This window comes from Lentzea jiangxiensis, assembly GCF_900104175.1.
Lineage (GTDB): Bacteria > Actinomycetota > Actinomycetes > Mycobacteriales > Pseudonocardiaceae > Lentzea > Lentzea jiangxiensis.
In genome coordinates this window covers 275,495-292,868 of sequence record NZ_FNIX01000002.1, presented here as the reverse complement: position 1 = coordinate 292,868, position 17,374 = coordinate 275,495, and the positions used below count along the sequence as shown (strand labels likewise).

The window sequence follows — 17,374 nt, the reverse complement described above, 5'->3', positions numbered from 1 at the left end:
CGTCGCCGGACTCGTCCTACGGTGCCCCTGGGAGCGCTCCCAGACGCACCGTCGACGAGGACGGAGAACCTCACAGCATGAGATCTCAACCCCCACGTCTCCTCGCCGCGACCCTGCTCGCGGTGCTGACGGCGACCTCGCTCCAGTCCGCCGCCGCGGCCGCGGACTACGAGCGCGTGCTCAACGGCACGTTCGACAGCGGCTCGGCGGACCCCTGGTGGGCCGGCGCCGGCGTCACCCACCGCGTGACCGGCGGGGAACTGTGCGCGGCCGTCACCGGCGGCACCACCAACCCGTGGGACGCCCTGATCGGCCAGAACGGCGTCCCGTTCGAGGAGGGCCAGTCCTACACCTTCTCGTTCGACGCCCGCGCCACGACCGCGCAGCCCGTGACGGCCGCCGCGGGCGAGAGCGTCAGCCCGTACCGCGGGATCGCGAGCAAGCAGTTCACGGTCTCCCCGGAGAAGCAGCGCTTCTCGTTCACCTTCACGTCCACCCTGGACTTCCCGGACGCGGGCAACGGCCAGGTCGCGTTCCAGCTGGGCGGCCAGCCGTCCGACAACACGATCTGCGTCGACAACGTCTCGGTGATCGGCGGCGTGAAGCCGCCCGGCGGGGTGAACCCCAACCCCACCAAGAAGGTCCAGGTCGACCTGGTGGCGTACGTGCCGGGCCTGCCCAAGCGCGCGACGCTCGTCTCCACGGCCACGACGCCGCAGACGTGGACCCTCAAGAACTCCGCGGGCGCGACGGTGGCGTCCGGGCAGAGCACGCCGAAGGGCCTGGACGCCACGTCCGGCGACTCGGTGCACCTGATCGACTTCTCGTCGTTCGACACGGCCGGCACCGGCTACGTGCTGTCCGTCGGCGAGGACAGCAGCTTCCCGTTCGACATCTCCGCCGACCCGGTGAAGCGCCTGCGCTACGACTCGCTCGCGTTCTTCTACCACCAGCGCAGCGGCACGCCGATCGAGGCGCAGTACGTCGGTGAGGAGTACGCGCGTCCCGCCGGCCACGTGAACGTCGCCCCCAACCAGGGCGACAACAACGTGCCGTGCCGCGCGGACCTCGCCTGCGGCTACACCCTGGACGTGCGCGGCGGCTGGTACGACGCGGGTGACCACGGCAAATACGTCGTCAACGGCGGCATCGCCACCTGGCAGCTCCTCAACGCCTACGAGCGCGCGTCCGTGCTCGGCGACGCCACCGCGTACCGCGACGGCTCGCTGAACATCCCCGAGAAGTCCAACGGCGTCCCGGACCTCCTCGACGAGGCCCGCTGGGAGGTCGACTTCCTGCTGAAGATGCAGGCGCCCGACGGCATGGCACACCACAAGATCCACGACGCCAACTGGACCGCCCTGCCGACCCGTCCCGAACTGGACGACCAGCCCCGCCGCCTCTCGGCGACGAGCACCGCCGCCACGCTGAACCTGGCCGCGGTGGCGGCCCAGGCGTCCCGCCTGTGGAAGGGCGTCGACGCCACCTACTCGGCCACCCTGCTCGCCGCGGCCCGCAAGGCCTACACGGCGGCCAAGGCGAACCCGGCCAAGCTCGCCGACCCCAACGACGGCACCGGCGGCGGCGCTTACAGCGACGACACCGTGACCGACGAGTTCTACTGGGCCGCGTCGGAGCTGCTCGCCACCACGGGCGAGAGCACCTACCGCACCGACGTCACCGCCTCACCGCACTACAAGGCGGCGAGCCTGAACCGCGGCGGCTTCCACTGGGGCGGCACGGCACCCCTGGGCGACATCACCCTCGCCCTGGTCCCCGGCCTCCCGGCGGCGGACGTGACGGCGATCAAGCAGAAGTTCGCCACCGTGGCCGACGAGCACCTGACCGCCATGGCGGCGATGGGCTACGCCACCCCGTACGACAACAGCACCGCGGGCTACGTCTGGGGCTCGAACTCCACGGTCCTCAACAACGCCCAGGTCCTCGCCCTGGCCCACGACTTCACCGGAGCCACCAAGTACCGCGACGGCGTCTTCGAGGCCCTGCACTACATCCAGGGCCGCAACCCGCTCAGCACCTCCTACGTCGCGGGCTACGGCGACCAGGCGATGGTCAACGCCCACCACCGCTTCTGGGCACACCAGAACGACCCGACCCTCCCCATCGCCCCCGCGGGCTCCCTCTCCGGCGGCCCGAACAGCGGACTGCAGGACCCGGTCGCCCAACGCCTGCTCACGGGCTGCCCGCAGCAGAAGTGCTGGGTCGACGACATCGGCGCCTACTCGGTGAACGAGGTCGCGATCAACTGGAACTCGGCCCTCGCCTGGGTCTCCGGCTGGGCAGCCGAGAAGTCCGGCGGCACCACCACCCCGAAGTCCGACTGCGAGGTCGGCTTCACCGCCCACCGCTGGTCCGACGGCCTCTCGGCTTCCGTGAAGATCACCAACACCGGCTCCTCCGCCTGGTCGTCCTGGAAGCTGGGCTTCACGTTCCCCGGCACCCAGCGGCTCACCACCGGGTGGTCGGCGACCTGGAGCCAGACCGGCCAGGAGGTCTCGGCGGCCAACCTGTCCTGGAACGGCAAGGTCGACCCCGGCAAGTCCGTCTACATCGGGCTGAACGGGTCGGGCGCCGGGACTGATCCGACCTCCTTCACGGTCAACGGCAAGACCTGCAAGACCGCCTGATCCACAGGCACGCACCAGGGATGCGCCCGCTGCCACTCCGGTGGCAGCGGGCGCTTGGCTTCCGCCGGCGGAACCACCCGCGCAGCCGAAGGCGAGCCGCGAACCCTCGGGTCGCGGAGGAAGCGGCGAGGTCGCGATGACCCGACCCACGCGCGATGCGGCACCCGAGGCGACCACCATCCCCGGGTGACATCACTGCGAAGGTGACCGCCCCGCAGAGGTGACTTCGCACCGCAAGGCGACCACCTCACCACGCCCACTTCGCGACCCGAGGCGACCGCCCACCACGCCGACTTGCGCAGCCATGACACCCCGCACGTGACGCACAAAAGCCCACAACGAACAGGACCGAACAGCAACACGCCGCCTCCTGTTGCCAGCTCCGCCGTCACCCACCAGAATTCACCTCAACCAGACCATTGCCCCTCGACCGCGCACGGCGCCCGCCCGGCAGCTCACCTCCGCTGAACTCTTCACTGTGAGCGCTAACAGCCCCAACCTGGCGTTATACAGATGACACTTGACGGCAAAGTTGTTAGCGATAACACTCCCTCGCCAACAGCACTGTTGCCAGTAGGTGACATCGAGGAGAACCAATGAGGCTTGTCCGGATAGCGGCCACCACCGCACTCGCCGTCACCCTCGCCGCCTGCGGCTCGGCGCAGAAGACGGTCGACCAGCAGAGCACCTCGAGCGAGGGTGCGCTGGTGGGCGTCACCATGCCGACGCGGTCGTCGGAGCGCTGGATCCACGACGGCGACAACATCAAGAGCGCCCTGGAGGGCAAGGGGTACAAGGTCGACCTCCAGTACGCGGAGAACGACATCCCCACGCAGGCCAACCAGATCGAGAACCAGATCACCAAGGGCGCCAAGCTGCTGATCGTGGCCTCGATCGACGGCACCGCGATCACCTCGCAGCTGCAGCAGGCCGCGGACGCGAAGATCCCGGTCATCGCCTACGACCGGCTGATCCGCAAGAGCCCGAACGTCGACTACTACGCCACGTTCGACAACTTCAAGGTCGGCGTCGAGCAGGCGAACTCCCTCCTCGCCGGTCTCAAGGCCAAGGGCGAGGGGCCGTTCAACGTCGAGCTGTTCGCGGGCTCGCCGGACGACAACAACGCCACGTTCTTCTTCAACGGCGCCATGTCCGTGCTGCAGCCGCTGATCGACCAGGGCAAGCTCGTCGTGAAGTCCGGTCAGAAGGACTTCAAGACGGTCGCCATCCTGCGCTGGGACCCGGCCACCGCGCAGAAGCGCATGGAGGACATCCTCACCTCGACCTACGGCGGTGCCAAGGTCGACGGCGTCCTCTCGCCCTACGACGGCATCTCGATCGGCATCCTGTCGGCGCTCAAGAGCAGCGGCTACGGCACGCCGGCGCAGGCGTACCCGATCGTCACCGGTCAGGACGCCGAGGTCGCCTCGGTGAAGTCCATCATCGCCGGTGAGCAGTACTCGACGATCCACAAGGACACGCGGAAGCTCGCCGACGTCACGGTGAAGATGGCCGACGCGGTGCTCAAGGGCGGCAAGCCCGAGGTCAACAACACCAAGGACTACGACAACGGCAACAAGGTCGTGCCCTCGTTCCTGCTGCAGCCCGTCACCGTGGACAAGGCGAACTACCAGAAGGAACTGGTCGAGTCCGGCTACTACACCGCCGACCAGCTCAGGTAAGCCGAGTGTCTGACGACGTCCTGGTGATGCGCGGCATCACCAAGAGGTTCGCCGGGGTCACCGCGCTGCACGAGGTCTCGTTGACCGTGCGGCGCGGTGAGATCCACGCGATCTGCGGTGAGAACGGCGCGGGCAAGTCCACGCTGATGAAGGTGTTGTCCGGGGTGCACCCGCACGGCACGTACGACGGCGAGATCCTCTTCGAGGGCGAGCCGTGCGCATTCGGCGGTGTTCGCGACAGCGAGCGCCGCGGCATCGTGATCATCCACCAGGAACTGGCCCTGTGCGGTCAGCTCTCCGTCGCGGAGAACCTGTTCCTGGGCAACGAGAGGGCGCGGCGCGGGCTCATCGACTGGAACCGCACCAACCACGAGGCGCAGGCCCTGCTGGACCGCGTCGGGCTGCGCGAGAACCCCACGACGCCGGTGAACGACCTCGGCGTCGGCAAGCAGCAGCTCGTCGAGATCGCCAAGGCGCTGTCCAAGGAGGTCAAGCTCCTGATCCTGGACGAGCCGACGGCGGCGCTCAACGACGACGACTCGCAGCACCTGCTGGACCTGCTCGAGGGCCTGCGGTCGGAGGGCATCACCTGCGTGATCATCTCCCACAAGCTGGGCGAGGTCACCCGGATCGCCGACACCGTCACGGTGCTGCGCGACGGCAGGACCATCGAGACGTTGCCCGCGCAGGGTCTCAGCGAGGAACGCATCATCGCCGGCATGGTCGGCCGCGACCTCGAGCACCGGTTCCCTCCGCGCACCCCGGACATCGGCGAGGAGGTGCTGCGCATCGAGGACTGGACCGTGCACAGCCCCGCGCAGCCGGACCGGGTGGTCGTCGACCGCGCCACGCTGTCGGTGCGGCGCGGGGAGATCGTCGGTCTCGCCGGGCTGATGGGCGCGGGTCGCACCGAGCTCGCGATGAGCGTGTTCGGCCGCTCCTACGGTGTCGGCATCTCCGGACGTGTGCTCAAGGACGGCCGGGAGATCGACACCCGGTCGGTGCAGGCCGCGATCCGCAACGGGCTCGCGTACGTGAGCGAGGACCGCAAGCGCTACGGGCTCAACCTGATCGAGGGCGTGCAGCGCAACGTCTCCGCGGCGGCGCTCGGCAAGCTCTCGAAGCGCGGCTGGGTCAACGAGAACGAGGAGTACACGGTCGCGGAGCGGTTCCGCAGGTCGATGGGCATCAGGACGTCCACCGTGACGACGCCGACCGGCACGCTGTCGGGCGGCAACCAGCAGAAGGTCGTGCTGGCGAAGTGGATGTTCACCGACCCGGACGTGCTGATCCTCGACGAACCGACGCGCGGCATCGACGTCGGCGCCAAGTACGAGATCTACTCGATCATCAACGACCTCGCCGCCCAGGGCCGCGCGGTGCTGGTGATCTCCTCGGAGCTGCCGGAGCTCCTCGGCCTGTGCGACCGCGTCTACGCGCTGTCCGAAGGCCGCATCACCGGTGAGGTGAGCCGCGAAGAGGCCACGCAGGAACGCTTGATGCAGTACATGACGCGAGGACAGAGCTCATGACCACGAAGACCGCCCCCGCTCCGGCCGCCGCTCCTCCGCTGCCGTCCCGCCGGATCAACATCAACCTGCGGCAGTCGGGCATCTACGTCGCGTTCGCGTTGATCGTCGTGCTGTTCACGGTGCTGACCGACGGCGCACTGCTGCAGCCGCAGAACATCTCGAACATCATCGTGCAGAACTCCTACGTGCTGATCCTCGCGATCGGCATGATCCTGGTGATCATCGGCGGGCACATCGACCTCTCGGTCGGCTCCACCGTGGCGCTCACCGGCGCGATCTGCGCGGTGCTGACCGTCCAATGGGGACTCCCGTGGCCGGTCGCGGTGCTGCTGACGCTGCTGTCCGGCGCGCTCATCGGCGCGGCCCAGGGCTACTGGATCGCCTACTTCGGCATCCCCGCGTTCATCGTGACGCTGGCCGGCATGCTGGTGTTCCGCGCTCTCACCCTGACGACGCTCGGCAACCAGGGCATCGGGCCGTTCCCCGACGAGATCCGCTCGCTGGCCAACGGGTTCACCGGCAGCTACCTCGGCAACGTCGGCCTCGGCCCGCTCGGTGGCGCCGACCTCGTGAGCCTGCTGGCGGGCGGGCTGTGCGTCGCGGGCTTCGCGTTGTCGCAGTGGCGCAAGCGCTCGGCCCGGCTCGGGTACGGCCAGACCGTCGACCCGATGCCGATGTTCGTGCTCAAGATCGTGGGCGTGGCCGTCGTCGTCATGGCCGTCGTGGTGCAGCTCGCCCGGTTCCGCAACCTGCCGTGGGTGCTGGTGCTGCTGGCGGCGCTGGCGCTCGGCTACTCGCTGATGGCGAACAACTCCGTGTTCGGGCGGCACATCTACTCGATCGGCGGCAACCTGCAGGCCGCCACGCTGTCCGGCGTGAAGGTCAAGGCCGTCACGTTCTGGGTGTTCGTCAACATGGGCGCGCTCGCCGCGCTCGCCGGCGTCATCTTCGCCGGACGGCTCAACCAGGCCGGGCCGACGGCGGGCATGTCCTTCGAGCTCGACGCCATCGCGGCCGCGTTCATCGGCGGCGCGGCGGTGCAGGGCGGTGTCGGCAAGGTCATCGGCGCCATCACCGGCGGCCTGATCATGGGTGTGATCAACAACGGCATGTCGCTGATCGGCGCGCCCAGCGAGCGCGTGATGCTCGTGAAGGGTCTCGTCCTGCTCATCGCGGTTGCCTACGACGTCTGGACCAAGCGCCGCGCCTGACCCCTCACCAGCCCTGAAGGCGACCATGGCATCCCTGCGCCACCTCTGCCCCGTCGCGGTCGTGACGGACGCGCTGGTCCCGGTGCCGCCGGCCGCCGCCGAACCGCTCGTGCGGACGGCGGCGGCCGCGCCGGACTTCTCCGGGCTCGGCAACGGCCGGCCGATCCTGACGTCAGGCCTCGGCGAGGTGGGCGTGCGCGACAGGTTCTCCCTGCCGGCCACCGCCCTGAAGAGCGACGGTGGCCGCGGCTGGGACGCGGCGCAGCGCACCGGCAGCCGGTCGGCGGTCGGTCGACGACACCCGCAGCGAGGACTACCGCGTCGCCCACGCCACCGCTCCGAGCCCCACCGGCCCCTTCACGAACAGGGGTCTGATCTTGAACAAGGAGCCGGACCTCGGGATCCTGGGCACGGGCCACAGCTCGGTGCTCCAGGCGCCGGGCACCGACGACTGGTACCTGGTCCAGCACCGCTTCGCCATCCCAGCAGGGACGGCACGCACCGGAAGACCACGATCGACAGGACGAGGTTCGGCAGGGACGGTGTGATCGTCCCCGCTGCGCCGACTCCCGAAAGCGCCGCACCACAACGGATCCGGCCTCAGCACTGCCGGGCCCTGGTCAACTGATCCGAGGAGTTCGATGTCACAGCGGGAACCCGGGCTCGTCCGCGAGCCGTTCGGCCGGGTCGGTGAAGCCGACGTCCACCGGTACGTCCTGTCGTGGCCGGGCGGGGTCACCGTGCGGGTGCTGGACTACGGCGGCGTGGTCCAGTCGCTGGAGGCACCGGACCGCGACGGCGTTCCCGCCAACGTGGTGCTCGGGTTCCCCTCGCTCGACGACTACGTCAAGAACAGCGAGCCCGGCGCGAACAGGGTGTTCTTCGGCGCCCTGATCGGCCGGTACGCCAACCGGATCGCCCGCGGCACGTTCACCCTCGACGGCGTGGTGCACCGGCTCCCGCTCAACAACGGCCCGAACAGCCTGCACGGCGGGCCGGAGGGCTTCGACACGAAGGTGTGGTCGGCGACCGAGCTGCACGAAGCCGACAGCGTGGGCGTGCGGCTCGAGCTGGTCAGCCCGGCGGGCGACAGCGGCTTCCCCGGCACCGTGACCACGCAGGTGACGTACCGGCTCGACCGGCAGAACCGCCTGAGCATCGCCTACCACGCGACGACGGACGCCCCGACGGTGCTCAACCTGACCAACCACACCTACTGGAACCTCGCCGGCGAGGGCAGCGGCGACGTGCTCCGCCAGTCGCTGATGCTGAACGCGAGCCGCTACTGCCGCGTCGACGACGACCTGATCCCGGTGGGGGATCCCGCACCGGTCGAGGGCAGCCCGTTCGACTTCCGGCTGCCGACCGCGATCGGCGCCCGCATCGGCGCGTCCGACCCGCAGCTCGACGTCGCGGGCGGGTACGACCACAACTGGGTGCTGGACTCCTCCGGGGCGTCGTTCGCGGCGCAGGCGTGCGATCCGGAGTCGGGCCGCCTGCTCACCCTGTGGACCACGGAGCCGGGCCTGCAGTTCTACTCGGGCAACTTCCTGACCGACGACCTGGTCGGCACCGGCGGCCGTCCCTACGGCCGCGGCGCCGGCTTCGCCCTGGAGGCCCAGCGCTTCCCGGACTCGCCGAACCGCCCGGACTTCCCGAGCGCGGTGCTGCGCCCCGGCGAGGTCTACCGGCAGGAGACGGTTTTCCAGCTGTCCACAACGGATTGATACGCCAGGTCGCGTGCAGGTGGTCGTCCCGAGGTTGATCAGCTGTCCGGGTAACGGTCAGGTGGTCAGGTCGCCCCGGTCGCGGCGCGCGAAGAACTCGGCGAGGACGGCGTTGTCCTCGTACCCCAGTTCGTGCGCCTCGACCTCCTCGCGGGTGAACCACCTGAGACGCTGCCCTTCGGTGAGCACGACCTGATTGAGGTCGAGGTCGGCTTCCGCCCAGAACGTGTGCTCGACGCCGTACGGCCTTCGCTCGGAGCACAACGAGTGGACGGCGTCCGGCGCGAGCACCACGCCCATCTCCTCTTCGATCTCCCGCCTGATGCACTCGTGCGGCCGCTCTCCTTCTTCGAGGTAGCCGCCCGGCAGGCACCACGTGTTCGGGAACCGGATGTCGGGTTTGTCGTCGCGCAGGTACAGCAGGACCTGGCCGGCGGGGTTGATCATCACGATGTTGGTGCCTTCGTCCACACCGCGACTCTGCCTGCGTCGGCTGCGTGCGGCAAGTTCCTGCGACACAGGAACTTAATCGATTCGACAGGTGATTCGACAACTCGCCCGCGTTCAGTGGTCTGTCTCGTTCAAGATGGAGAACACCGCACGAGAGGAGGCCGTTGTGACAGCCGAGTTCCTCGAACCCGCTCTCGGAGAGCTGTCCGCCGCCGACCGCGCGCTGTTCCAGGCGTACGGCGCCGGACCGATCCGAACCCCTCCGTTCGACCACGTCCACCACGCCTTCGAGGCGCACGTCGCGCGGCATCCGCGGCTGACGGCCGTGGAGCACCTCGGTGAGTCGCTGACGTACGCGGAGCTCGACGCCAAGGCCGGACTGCTGGCGGAGTTCCTGGTCCGCGGCGGCGTGCGCCCCGGTGACCACGTGGGACTGTTCCTGACGCGGTCGATCTCCATGGTCGTGGGCGTTCTCGCCGTGCTCAAAGCAGGTGCCTCGTACGTGCCGCTGGACGTGAGCACCACGCCGGAGGCGCAGCTGCGGCACGCCGTCCGCGTCGCGCGCATCGACGTCGTGCTCACCACGAGCGCGGACACCCTGCCCGGCCACCTGGCCGCGGTCGTCGCGATCGACACCCTGCCCGACGTGGGGTCGTTCTGCCGCACCAACACCGCCGAGTCGGACATCGCCGCCGTCGTCTTCACCGGCACCAGCGGCGTGCGGATCTCGCACGCCGGCCTGTGCAACCTCCTGCTCACCGCTCCCGGTTCACTCGGCGTCACGCCGGGCACCAGGGTGGCGCAGCTGCTGGACATCGGCTGCGACCTCGCGATGTGGGAGGTGCTCGGCACGCTCGCCAACGGCGGCACTCTCGTGCTGCGCGGTGAGGACGTCCGGCAGACGGCGCGAGCGGTGGACGTCCTGATCGCGACGCCGAGCGTCGTGGCCACTGTGGACCCCGAAACGTGTCCGCGGGTGCACACGGTCGCCGTCGCCGGTGAGCGCTGCCCGCAGTCGCTGGCGGACAGGTGGTCCCGCCGGGCGACCTTCCACAACGCGTCCGGTCCCACCGAAGTGACGATCGTCAACACCGTGCAGCGCTACGAGGCCGGTCGCGGTCAGCTCACCATCGGGCGGCCGGTGCCGAACACGACCGTGTACGTGCTCGACGACGCGCAGGAGCCGCTTCCGCCGGGCGAGATCGGGGAGATGTGGGTCGGCGGCGCGGGCGTGACCGCCGGCTACGTGGGCGACCCGGAGCTGACGGCGCGGCGCTACCGCCCCGATCCGTTCCTCGGTGGTGGCCGTCTGATGTTCCGGACGCGCGACCTGGGCCGCTGGACGGCCGACGGGCAGCTGGAGCACCACGGCCGCGCCGGTGACCAGGTCGAGGTGCTCGGGTACCGGTTCGAGCTGGACACCGTCACCGCCGCCCTGGAACGCGCGGCGGACTGCGAGCAGGCCACGACCCTGGTGCACGACGGCAGGCTGGTCGGGTTCATCAGCCCCCGGACCGCGGCGCCGGAACTGGCCAAGCTCGCGGTCTCCCAGCGGTTGCCGCACTACTGCGTGCCGACGCTGATCGTTCCGGTCGACGCGCTGCCGACCACCGGGCGCGGCAGGGTCGATCGACGCGCCCTGCTGTCCTGCCTGGACGGACGTTCGCCCGCCCTGCGCGGGTAGGGCGGGCGTCCGTGACCACGCGCAAGGCCCGCGACGACCTGCCACCCGGCGCTTCGCTCGTCGCCGACGCGCTGTCGGCGCTGGAGCCCGAGCACCGGGTGGTGGTCGTGCGGGCCTTCTACCGCGGTGAGTCCGTCGCCGAGCTCGCCGAGGCGTTGGAGCTGCCGCAGGGTGCCGTGAAGTCGCGGCTGCACCACGGTCTGCACGCGTTGAGGCGCACGCTGCTGGAGAACGGGGTCATGGAGTCGTGAGCTCGAAACGTTGAACGGCGACGGACCCGCCCAGCGCCTGGGTGGCGTGGTTGAAGATGCCGAAGCGGTAGCCCATGAAGAACTGCCATTCGTTCTTCAGCGTGAAGCCGGTGCCCAGCGGCGTGAAGTTCACCCCGTCGGTGCTGTAGGAGAACCGGGCCTGGCGTCCGCTGCCGGGCCGGATGTCCGCGTTGGCGCGCAACCAGATCCTCGTGCCGGACAGGGTCGCGCTCGCCACCTCCGTTCCCGTGCCCGTGGTGTTCCAGCTGCTGTCCATGGTGAGGCCGTTGACCATGACCACCCTGTTGCGGCCGTTGTCGCGTTTGACGCCGATCCACGCCGACGAGTCGCGCAGCATCGCGAGCCCGGTGCGGTCACCGTCGCGCATCGACGCGAGGTCCAGCGTGACGGTGGCGGTCGAGGTCGGACCCTGGACCCGGTGGGTGAGGGTGTTGCGGGCGCTGTAGAGGTCGTTGGTGACGGTCGCGGTGGACAGCCGCAAACCGTTGTTGACGCTGTACTTCGTCGTGTCCGGGTTGTGGTTCCACTCCCACTGCGGTTTGAGCGCCGTGCCGTCGAAGGTGTCGACACCGGTCATCGGTTTCACCGGTCTCGACGGCAGGTTCGGCCTCGGGTAGTTCACCCCCCAGGCGCCGTTGACCGTGGTGACGCGCGGCCAGCCGTCGGAGGTCCAGGTGATCGGGGCCAGCACCGGCACGCGGCCGCCGGGGTAGGCGTCGACGAAGGCCATGTAGTACCAGTCGCCGTTCTGCGTCTGGACCATGCCTCCCTGGTGCGGCACTCCCCCGCCCTGGATCGGGCCGCGCATGTCCAGCAGCACCTGCTGCACCGTGTACGGGCCGAAGGGGCTGGAGGCCTTGAGGACGTACTGGCCGTTCGCGGGCCTGGTGAGCCAGATGTAGTAGCTGCCGTTGCGCTTGTAGAACCGCGCGCCCTCCAGGGTGCCGATGTTGGACGGCGTCTGGAACACCTGCTGCGACCGCACCTCGGACTTCCCGTCGGCCGACAGCTGCGCCACGCTGATCGTCGTGTTGCCGTAGGCGACGTACATCGTGTCGTTGTCGTCGACCAGCATCCCGGCGTCGTAGTAGCACTTGTTGATCGTCGACAGCTTCGACCACTGCGCGTCCACCGACGTGGCCGTGTAGATGTGGGTCTGGGCGAAGTCGACGCAGCCGCCCCAGTAGAAGGTGTTGTTGCTCTTGCGGTGGTTGAGGAACGACGCCCAGATCCCGCGCACGTACCCCCTGCCGCCGTTGAGGTCGTACTTGGAGCCGAAGTCCAGGCGCGGCACGGAGTGCCCGGCGAACTCCCAGTTCACGAGGTCGTAGGACCGCAGCACGGGAGCACCCGGCGAGTAGTGCATGGTCGACGCCGAGTAGTAGTACGCGTCGCCGACCCGGATGATGTCGATGTCCGCGAAGTCCTGCCACAACACCGGGTTCGTGAACGACGACGGGGTCGTGGAGGTGGTCGTGGTGGTGGTCGTCGTCGTGGTCGTGGTCGGGCCTCCTGTACCGCCGCAGGTGGTGCCGTTGAGGCGGAACGAGACCGGGTCTGTGTTGGTGGAGCCGGCCGTGGCGTTGAACCCGAACTCGACCTTGCCACCGGTCGGCACGGACCCGTTGTAGGAGACGTTGCGCGCGCTGACCTGGCCGCCGCTCTGCGTGATCACGGCGTTCCAGTGCTGCCCGACCTGCTGGTCCGACGCGTAGGTCCACTCCAGCGTCCAGCCGGTGATCGCGTCACCGGTGTTGGTGATGGAGACGGACGCCCCGAAGCCGCCCTGCCACTCTGAGGTCTTGGTGTAGGTGACCGAGCACCCCGGTGCCGCCTGCGCCGTGGTGCTCGCCGCGACACCCGCGGCCACCAGGACGAGGGCGGACAGCGCCGCTCCTGCCGGAACCCATCTCATGATCGCCCCCACCTCTGGTTGGACTGGCCGTTGCAGGTCCACAGGACGAGCCGGGAGCCGTTCCCGGTCGCGGCGCCCTCGACGTCGAGGCACAGCCCGGCGCCGGCGTTGCGGGCCGTTCCGTCGGAGCCGAGCGTCCACCGCTGGTTGGCCTGGCCGTTGCACTGCCAGACGATGACCCGCGTGCCGTTGGTCATGCCCTGGTCGTAAGCGTCGAGGCACTTGTCGCCGAACACGCGGAGCTCACCGTTCGCCCAGGACGTCCAGTGCTGGGAAGCGGGCGTGAGGCAGTCCTGGACCACGACGGCGGCTCCCGAGGCCGTGGAGCCGTTCTCCACGTCGAGGCAGCGGTTCGACCCCGCGCCCCGCAGCCGGGAGGTGGTGTTCTCGATGAAGCTGCCGCCGCTCACCCGGAACGCGGCGACGCCGTGGGCGGGCACCGAGGCGGAGATCGCGCCGGACGTGGTCGAAGTGCCCCCCGTCCACAGGTCGGTCAGCGTGAAACCGCTCCCGGAGAGACCGATCTGGGCGGCGGTGGTGGCGACGGTCGCGGTGCCGCCGCCCCGGTTGAACAGGCCGACGGCGACCGAGCCGTCGGAGAGCGGTTTGGCGAAGACCTCGATGGCACCGTCGTCGCGGACCCGACGGCCGCCCGCTCCGAGCCGGTCCTGGTTCACGGCGATCAGGCGCTGGTTGCGCAGGATCGCGCTCACGTCGGCCGACATCGTGCGGATGTCGTTGCCCGCCATGAGGGGCGCCGCCATCAGAGCCCAGAGCGCGAAGTGCGAGCGGGACTCCGTCAGCGTGAGTCCCGGCCGGCCGACGACCAGCATGTCCGGGTCGTTCCAGTGGCCGGGCCCCGCCTGGACGGCGAGCGGGGCGGTGACGTCGACGACGTTGCCGACCCCCATCGGGTAGCTGTTGGTGTTGCCGTTCTGCCAGATGTCCAGCAGGTCCTCGGTGGTGCGCCACAGGTCGGCGACCTCGCCCCAGTTGTACCGGTCGCCCGTGATGGGGTGGAAGCTGTTGGGGTTGATGCTGTAGACGATCGGGCGGCCGGTGGCGCGCAGGGCGTCGCGCATGATCGTGAACCGGGCGACCTGCTCGTCGCGCGTGCCGGCGCCGGAGCACCAGTCGTACTTCAGGTAGTCGACGCCCCAGGAGGCGAAGGTGCGCGCGTCCTGGACCTCGTGGCCCTTGCTGCCGGTCGAACCGGGGAACGCGCCGGTGCCCTGCGCGCAGGTCTTCTCGTTGGGCACCTGGTAGATGCCGAACTTGAGGCCGCGTGCGTGGATGTAGTCGCCGAGGGCCTTCATGCCGCTCGGGAACTTCGTCGGGTGTGAACGCAGGGCACCGGACGCGTCGCGCTGCGGGTCGAACCAGCAGTCGTCCACGACGACGTACTGGTAGCCGGCGTCGCGCATGCCCGACGACACCATCGCGTCGGCGGCCTGGCAGACCTGGCTCTCGGTGATGCCGCAGCCGAAGCTGTTCCAGCTGTTCCAGCCCAGCGGCGGGGTCAGGGCCGGGCTGCCGGGTGCAGCGACCGCGGCCGGCGGCGAGGTGGTGGTCGCCGCCAGCACGGCTGCGGCGAGGACGATCTTTCGGAACCGGGTGGGCATCGTCGCCCCTCTCTGGCAGGGGTGGGAGACGCCGCCGGCGGCGCGACCGGCGGCGTCTGTCCTGGGGGGATCAGCAGGTCGAGTTGGTCTGCGTCAGCAGCCCGAGCCGCCAGGGCAACCGGTTGTAGTCACCACCGGCGTTGGGATCCATGCCCTGGTAGAGGTAGCTGAGCTTGCAGGGGCTGATCTCCATCGTCTGGTCGACGTTCGTGCGCACCATCTCGCCGTGGCTGATGTCGCGGGTCCACTGTCCACCCGGGAACGTCACGTTGTTGGCGCGGGCGAACGGGTTCGACTCGGTGTCGGCCAGCGCCGTCCACGGCCCGGTGATCGAGGGCGCGGTCCAGGAGCGGAACCAGCGGCGGCCGTCGGTGCCGATCGCCTCGTGCACCAGCAGCCACTGGTTCTTGCCGGCGATCTTGTAGACGTTGGACGCCTCGAAGAGCCGGTTGCGGTCGCTGTCCCGCATGGCGATCACGGTGTTGGTGAAGCCGTTGGGGAACTGCGAGAGGTTCGTCTCCGAGCGGTAGAGGTGGCCGTTGTCGTCGGAGGAGAACAGGTAGCACTTCGCGGTGTCGCACACCAACCAGAAGTCGACCCAGTACCCGTTGCCGATGTTGTCGCGGATGATCTGCGGCATCCCGTTGGCGTAGAAGTTCTTCGGCGCCGACCACGACGAGGGGTTCGAGATGTCGGTCGTCGTGGAGTACGAGGCGTTCGACCCGGTCTGGTAGACGAGGTACCAGAGGCGTTGCGGCGCGAAGTAGAACACCTGCGGCGCGGCCCGGTAACCACCGCCGATGCCGGAGCGGTCGAGGTAGTAGTGGGGTGCCGACGACGCCTGTGACCAGTCGCTGAAGCTCGTGTACATCAGGTTGTAGCCGTTGGTGTAGGTCGACGCGAAGACGTGGTACTTGCCGTTGTAGTACACGACGCTCGGGTCCTTGACCGCGACGTTGGGGTGCGTGGCGTCGGGCTTCGGGCTGATCAGCTGGCCGCTCGAGGACCAGCGGAAGCTCGACGGCAGGTTCCCCACCGGCGGGTTGCCCGTCGTGGTCGTGGTCGTGGTCGTCGTCGTGGTGGGACCGACGTCGCCGGTGCACAGGGTCCCGTTGAGGGTGAAGGCGGTCGGGTTGGGGTTGGAGCCGCTGCTGGAACCGTTGAACCCGAACTCGACGCGCCCGCCGGTCGGGATCGCCGCGTTGTAGGAGACGTTGCGGGCGGTCACCTCCGCGCCGGACTGGGTCACCTGGGCGTTCCAGGCCTGCCGCACCTGTTGCCCGGCACCGAAGCTCCAGGTGAGCGTCCAGCCGTCGACGGCGTCACCGAGGTTGGTGACGACGACGTTGGCGGTGAAGCCACCGTCCCATTGCGACGGTGCCGTGTAGGTGACCGAACAACCGGGTGCGGCCGAGGCGGGCTGGTGGGCCACCGCGGTCAGCGTGGTGACCGCGACGAGCGGGACCGCCGCCAGCGCGGTGAGCCGGGCACGCCGGGACGTGAACAACCGTGCGAAGAACATGATCACCCTTCGTCGTTGGAGGGGGCGGGGATCACGCGGAGGCGCAGGTGGCCGGACTGACCTGGGCCGCGGAGGAACCGGAGGCGATGAACCCGAACGTCGTCGAGGCGCCGGGACCGATCGCGCCGTTGTAGGCCGCGTTGGTGACGGTGACCTGGCCACTCGCCGTGCCGCCCCACAGCTGCGTCACGACGTGCCCGCCGGGCAGCGTGAACCGCACGGTCCAGCCGGCGGTGGCGGTCGCACCGGGGTTGGTGACGGTGACCTCGGCCTGGAAGCCGCCGTTCCACGTGCCCGTCACCTTCGGCGTCGCGGTGCAGGTGCCGCCGGGTGCCGGCGGGTCACCGATGCTGCCGGGCACCGACGACAGGGCGTTGAACCAGGCGTTCGCCATCTTGCTGTAGCCGGCGGCGTTGGGGTGGATGCCGTCGGGCAGGTCGGAGATCGGCACGGCCGGGTACATGTCCACGACGTGCACGCGTTTGCCCGCTGCCGCCTTTGCCCGCAACATCGGGACGATGGCCGCGTTGTAGTTGCGCACGGTGGCGTCCGCGAACCGGATCGGGATGATCGTCGAGACGAACACCTCCGCACCCGGCGCCTGCGCGGTGATCTTGTCCACCAGCGCGGAGAGCCGTCGTGGCGCGCCGGCGGGATCACTGCCGTACATGTCGTTCGTGCCGATGTGCAACAGGATCGTGCGCGGGGTGTAGGTCCTGAGCCGGTTCACGACGATCGCGTCGATCTGGGCGATGGTCCAGCCCGGGTGGCCCTCGTGGTCGCGGTCGGGCAGCGAGCCCGGACCGTCGGCGAGCGACCCGACGAAGTCGACGGTGCGTCCGGCGGCGCGCAGCTTCGCGCCGAGGTCGAGCCGGTAGCCGCCGATCGAGCCGCCCTGGGTGATCGAGTCGCCCAGCGGCATCACCCGCACGGGATCGGCCGCTGGTTGCGCGGTGGACTGGTCGGCGAGCGCGGGTGAGGTGGCCAGCAGGGCGGCGACCAGCGCACCGCACAGCGCTTTCGGCAGGCACGGCATGGTGAGCCTTTCGTCGACGACGGTCAACGGCAGGGGCGGCTCCCAGCACTGTAACTACGCGCTTTCTTCGGGG

At 69.5% G+C, this 17,374-nt stretch carries 12 protein-coding genes; 7 read left to right on the top strand and 5 right to left on the bottom strand.

The features are described 5' to 3' along the window. The first annotated feature begins 77 nt into the window (after positions 1-77). From BLQ91_RS09035 to BLQ91_RS09010, 5 genes are all read left to right on the top strand, one after another. Entirely contained in the window at positions 78-2,648 is a 2,571-nt protein-coding gene (locus BLQ91_RS09035) for a glycoside hydrolase family 9 protein (RefSeq protein WP_090096281.1), read from the top strand. A 596-nt stretch (positions 2,649-3,244) separates the two neighbouring features. Next, positions 3,245-4,330, top strand: a complete 1,086-nt coding sequence (chvE, locus tag BLQ91_RS09030; protein WP_090096280.1) for a multiple monosaccharide ABC transporter substrate-binding protein — start codon at positions 3,245-3,247, stop codon at positions 4,328-4,330. A 26-nt stretch (positions 4,331-4,356) separates the two neighbouring features. After that, positions 4,357-5,862 carry a multiple monosaccharide ABC transporter ATP-binding protein gene (gene mmsA, locus BLQ91_RS09025; protein ID WP_090096716.1) on the top strand — a complete coding sequence of 502 codons (1,506 nt, stop codon included), beginning with the start codon at positions 4,357-4,359 and terminating at the stop codon, positions 5,860-5,862. Then, entirely contained in the window at positions 5,859-7,073 is a 1,215-nt protein-coding gene (mmsB, locus tag BLQ91_RS09020; RefSeq protein WP_090096279.1) for a multiple monosaccharide ABC transporter permease, read from the top strand. Before mmsA ends, mmsB begins: the two co-directional genes overlap by 4 nt. Before the next feature lie 641 nt (positions 7,074-7,714). Next, positions 7,715-8,800: an aldose epimerase family protein gene (locus tag BLQ91_RS09010; protein WP_090096278.1), complete on the top strand. Its 1,086-nt coding sequence runs from the start codon at positions 7,715-7,717 to the stop codon at positions 8,798-8,800. A 57-nt stretch (positions 8,801-8,857) separates the two neighbouring features. On the opposite strand, the gene BLQ91_RS09005 is transcribed toward BLQ91_RS09010, so the two are convergent. After that, entirely contained in the window at positions 8,858-9,271 is a 414-nt protein-coding gene (locus BLQ91_RS09005; protein WP_218130196.1) for an NUDIX domain-containing protein, read from the bottom strand. A gap of 145 nt (positions 9,272-9,416) precedes the next feature. Between BLQ91_RS09005 and BLQ91_RS09000 the strand changes: the two genes are divergently transcribed. Next, the gene (locus BLQ91_RS09000; protein ID WP_245733293.1) at positions 9,417-10,934 is read left to right on the top strand and encodes an AMP-binding protein; all 1,518 of its coding nucleotides are present in this window, start codon (positions 9,417-9,419) and stop codon (positions 10,932-10,934) included. Positions 10,935-10,945: 11 nt separating this feature from the next. Beyond that, complete coding sequence (locus tag BLQ91_RS08995) at positions 10,946-11,185, top strand: sigma factor-like helix-turn-helix DNA-binding protein (RefSeq protein WP_218130195.1); 240 nt, start codon at positions 10,946-10,948, stop codon at positions 11,183-11,185. Here BLQ91_RS08995 and BLQ91_RS08990 read toward each other — a convergent pair. From BLQ91_RS08990 to BLQ91_RS08975, 4 genes are all read right to left on the bottom strand, one after another. Then, positions 11,172-13,121 carry a family 43 glycosylhydrolase gene (locus BLQ91_RS08990; RefSeq protein ID WP_090096714.1) on the bottom strand — a complete coding sequence of 650 codons (1,950 nt, stop codon included), beginning with the start codon at positions 13,119-13,121 and terminating at the stop codon, positions 11,172-11,174. The genes BLQ91_RS08995 and BLQ91_RS08990 overlap by 14 nt on opposite strands. Beyond that, on the bottom strand, positions 13,118-14,743 hold the full coding sequence (locus BLQ91_RS08985; RefSeq protein WP_090096275.1) for a glycoside hydrolase family 27 protein: 1,626 nt from the start codon (positions 14,741-14,743) through the stop codon (positions 13,118-13,120). The genes BLQ91_RS08990 and BLQ91_RS08985 overlap by 4 nt, the downstream gene beginning before the upstream one ends. A 70-nt stretch (positions 14,744-14,813) precedes the next feature. Continuing rightward, a complete protein-coding gene (locus BLQ91_RS08980; protein WP_090096713.1) occupies positions 14,814-16,265 on the bottom strand; it encodes a glycoside hydrolase family 62 protein in 1,452 nt (483 codons plus the stop codon). 31 nt (positions 16,266-16,296) lie between these two features. After that, positions 16,297-17,328: a cellulose binding domain-containing protein gene (locus BLQ91_RS08975; protein WP_245733292.1), complete on the bottom strand. Its 1,032-nt coding sequence runs from the start codon at positions 17,326-17,328 to the stop codon at positions 16,297-16,299. Between the last annotated feature and the right edge of the window lie 46 nt (positions 17,329-17,374).

What these genes read in the sequence shown, in the direction of transcription:
- BLQ91_RS09035 (WP_090096281.1), top strand. Translation starts at nt 78, where the DNA reads ATGAGATCTCAACCCCCACGTCTCCTCGCCGCGACCCTGCTCGCGGTG.
- chvE (WP_090096280.1), top strand. Translation starts at nt 3,245, where the DNA reads ATGAGGCTTGTCCGGATAGCGGCCACCACCGCACTCGCCGTCACCCTC.
- mmsA (WP_090096716.1), top strand. Translation starts at nt 4,357, where the DNA reads ATGCGCGGCATCACCAAGAGGTTCGCCGGGGTCACCGCGCTGCACGAG.
- mmsB (WP_090096279.1), top strand. Translation starts at nt 5,859, where the DNA reads ATGACCACGAAGACCGCCCCCGCTCCGGCCGCCGCTCCTCCGCTGCCG.
- BLQ91_RS09010 (WP_090096278.1), top strand. Translation starts at nt 7,715, where the DNA reads ATGTCACAGCGGGAACCCGGGCTCGTCCGCGAGCCGTTCGGCCGGGTC.
- BLQ91_RS08990 (WP_090096714.1), bottom strand. Translation starts at nt 13,121, where the DNA reads ATGAGATGGGTTCCGGCAGGAGCGGCGCTGTCCGCCCTCGTCCTGGTG.
- BLQ91_RS08985 (WP_090096275.1), bottom strand. Translation starts at nt 14,743, where the DNA reads ATGCCCACCCGGTTCCGAAAGATCGTCCTCGCCGCAGCCGTGCTGGCG.
- BLQ91_RS08980 (WP_090096713.1), bottom strand. Translation starts at nt 16,265, where the DNA reads ATGTTCTTCGCACGGTTGTTCACGTCCCGGCGTGCCCGGCTCACCGCG.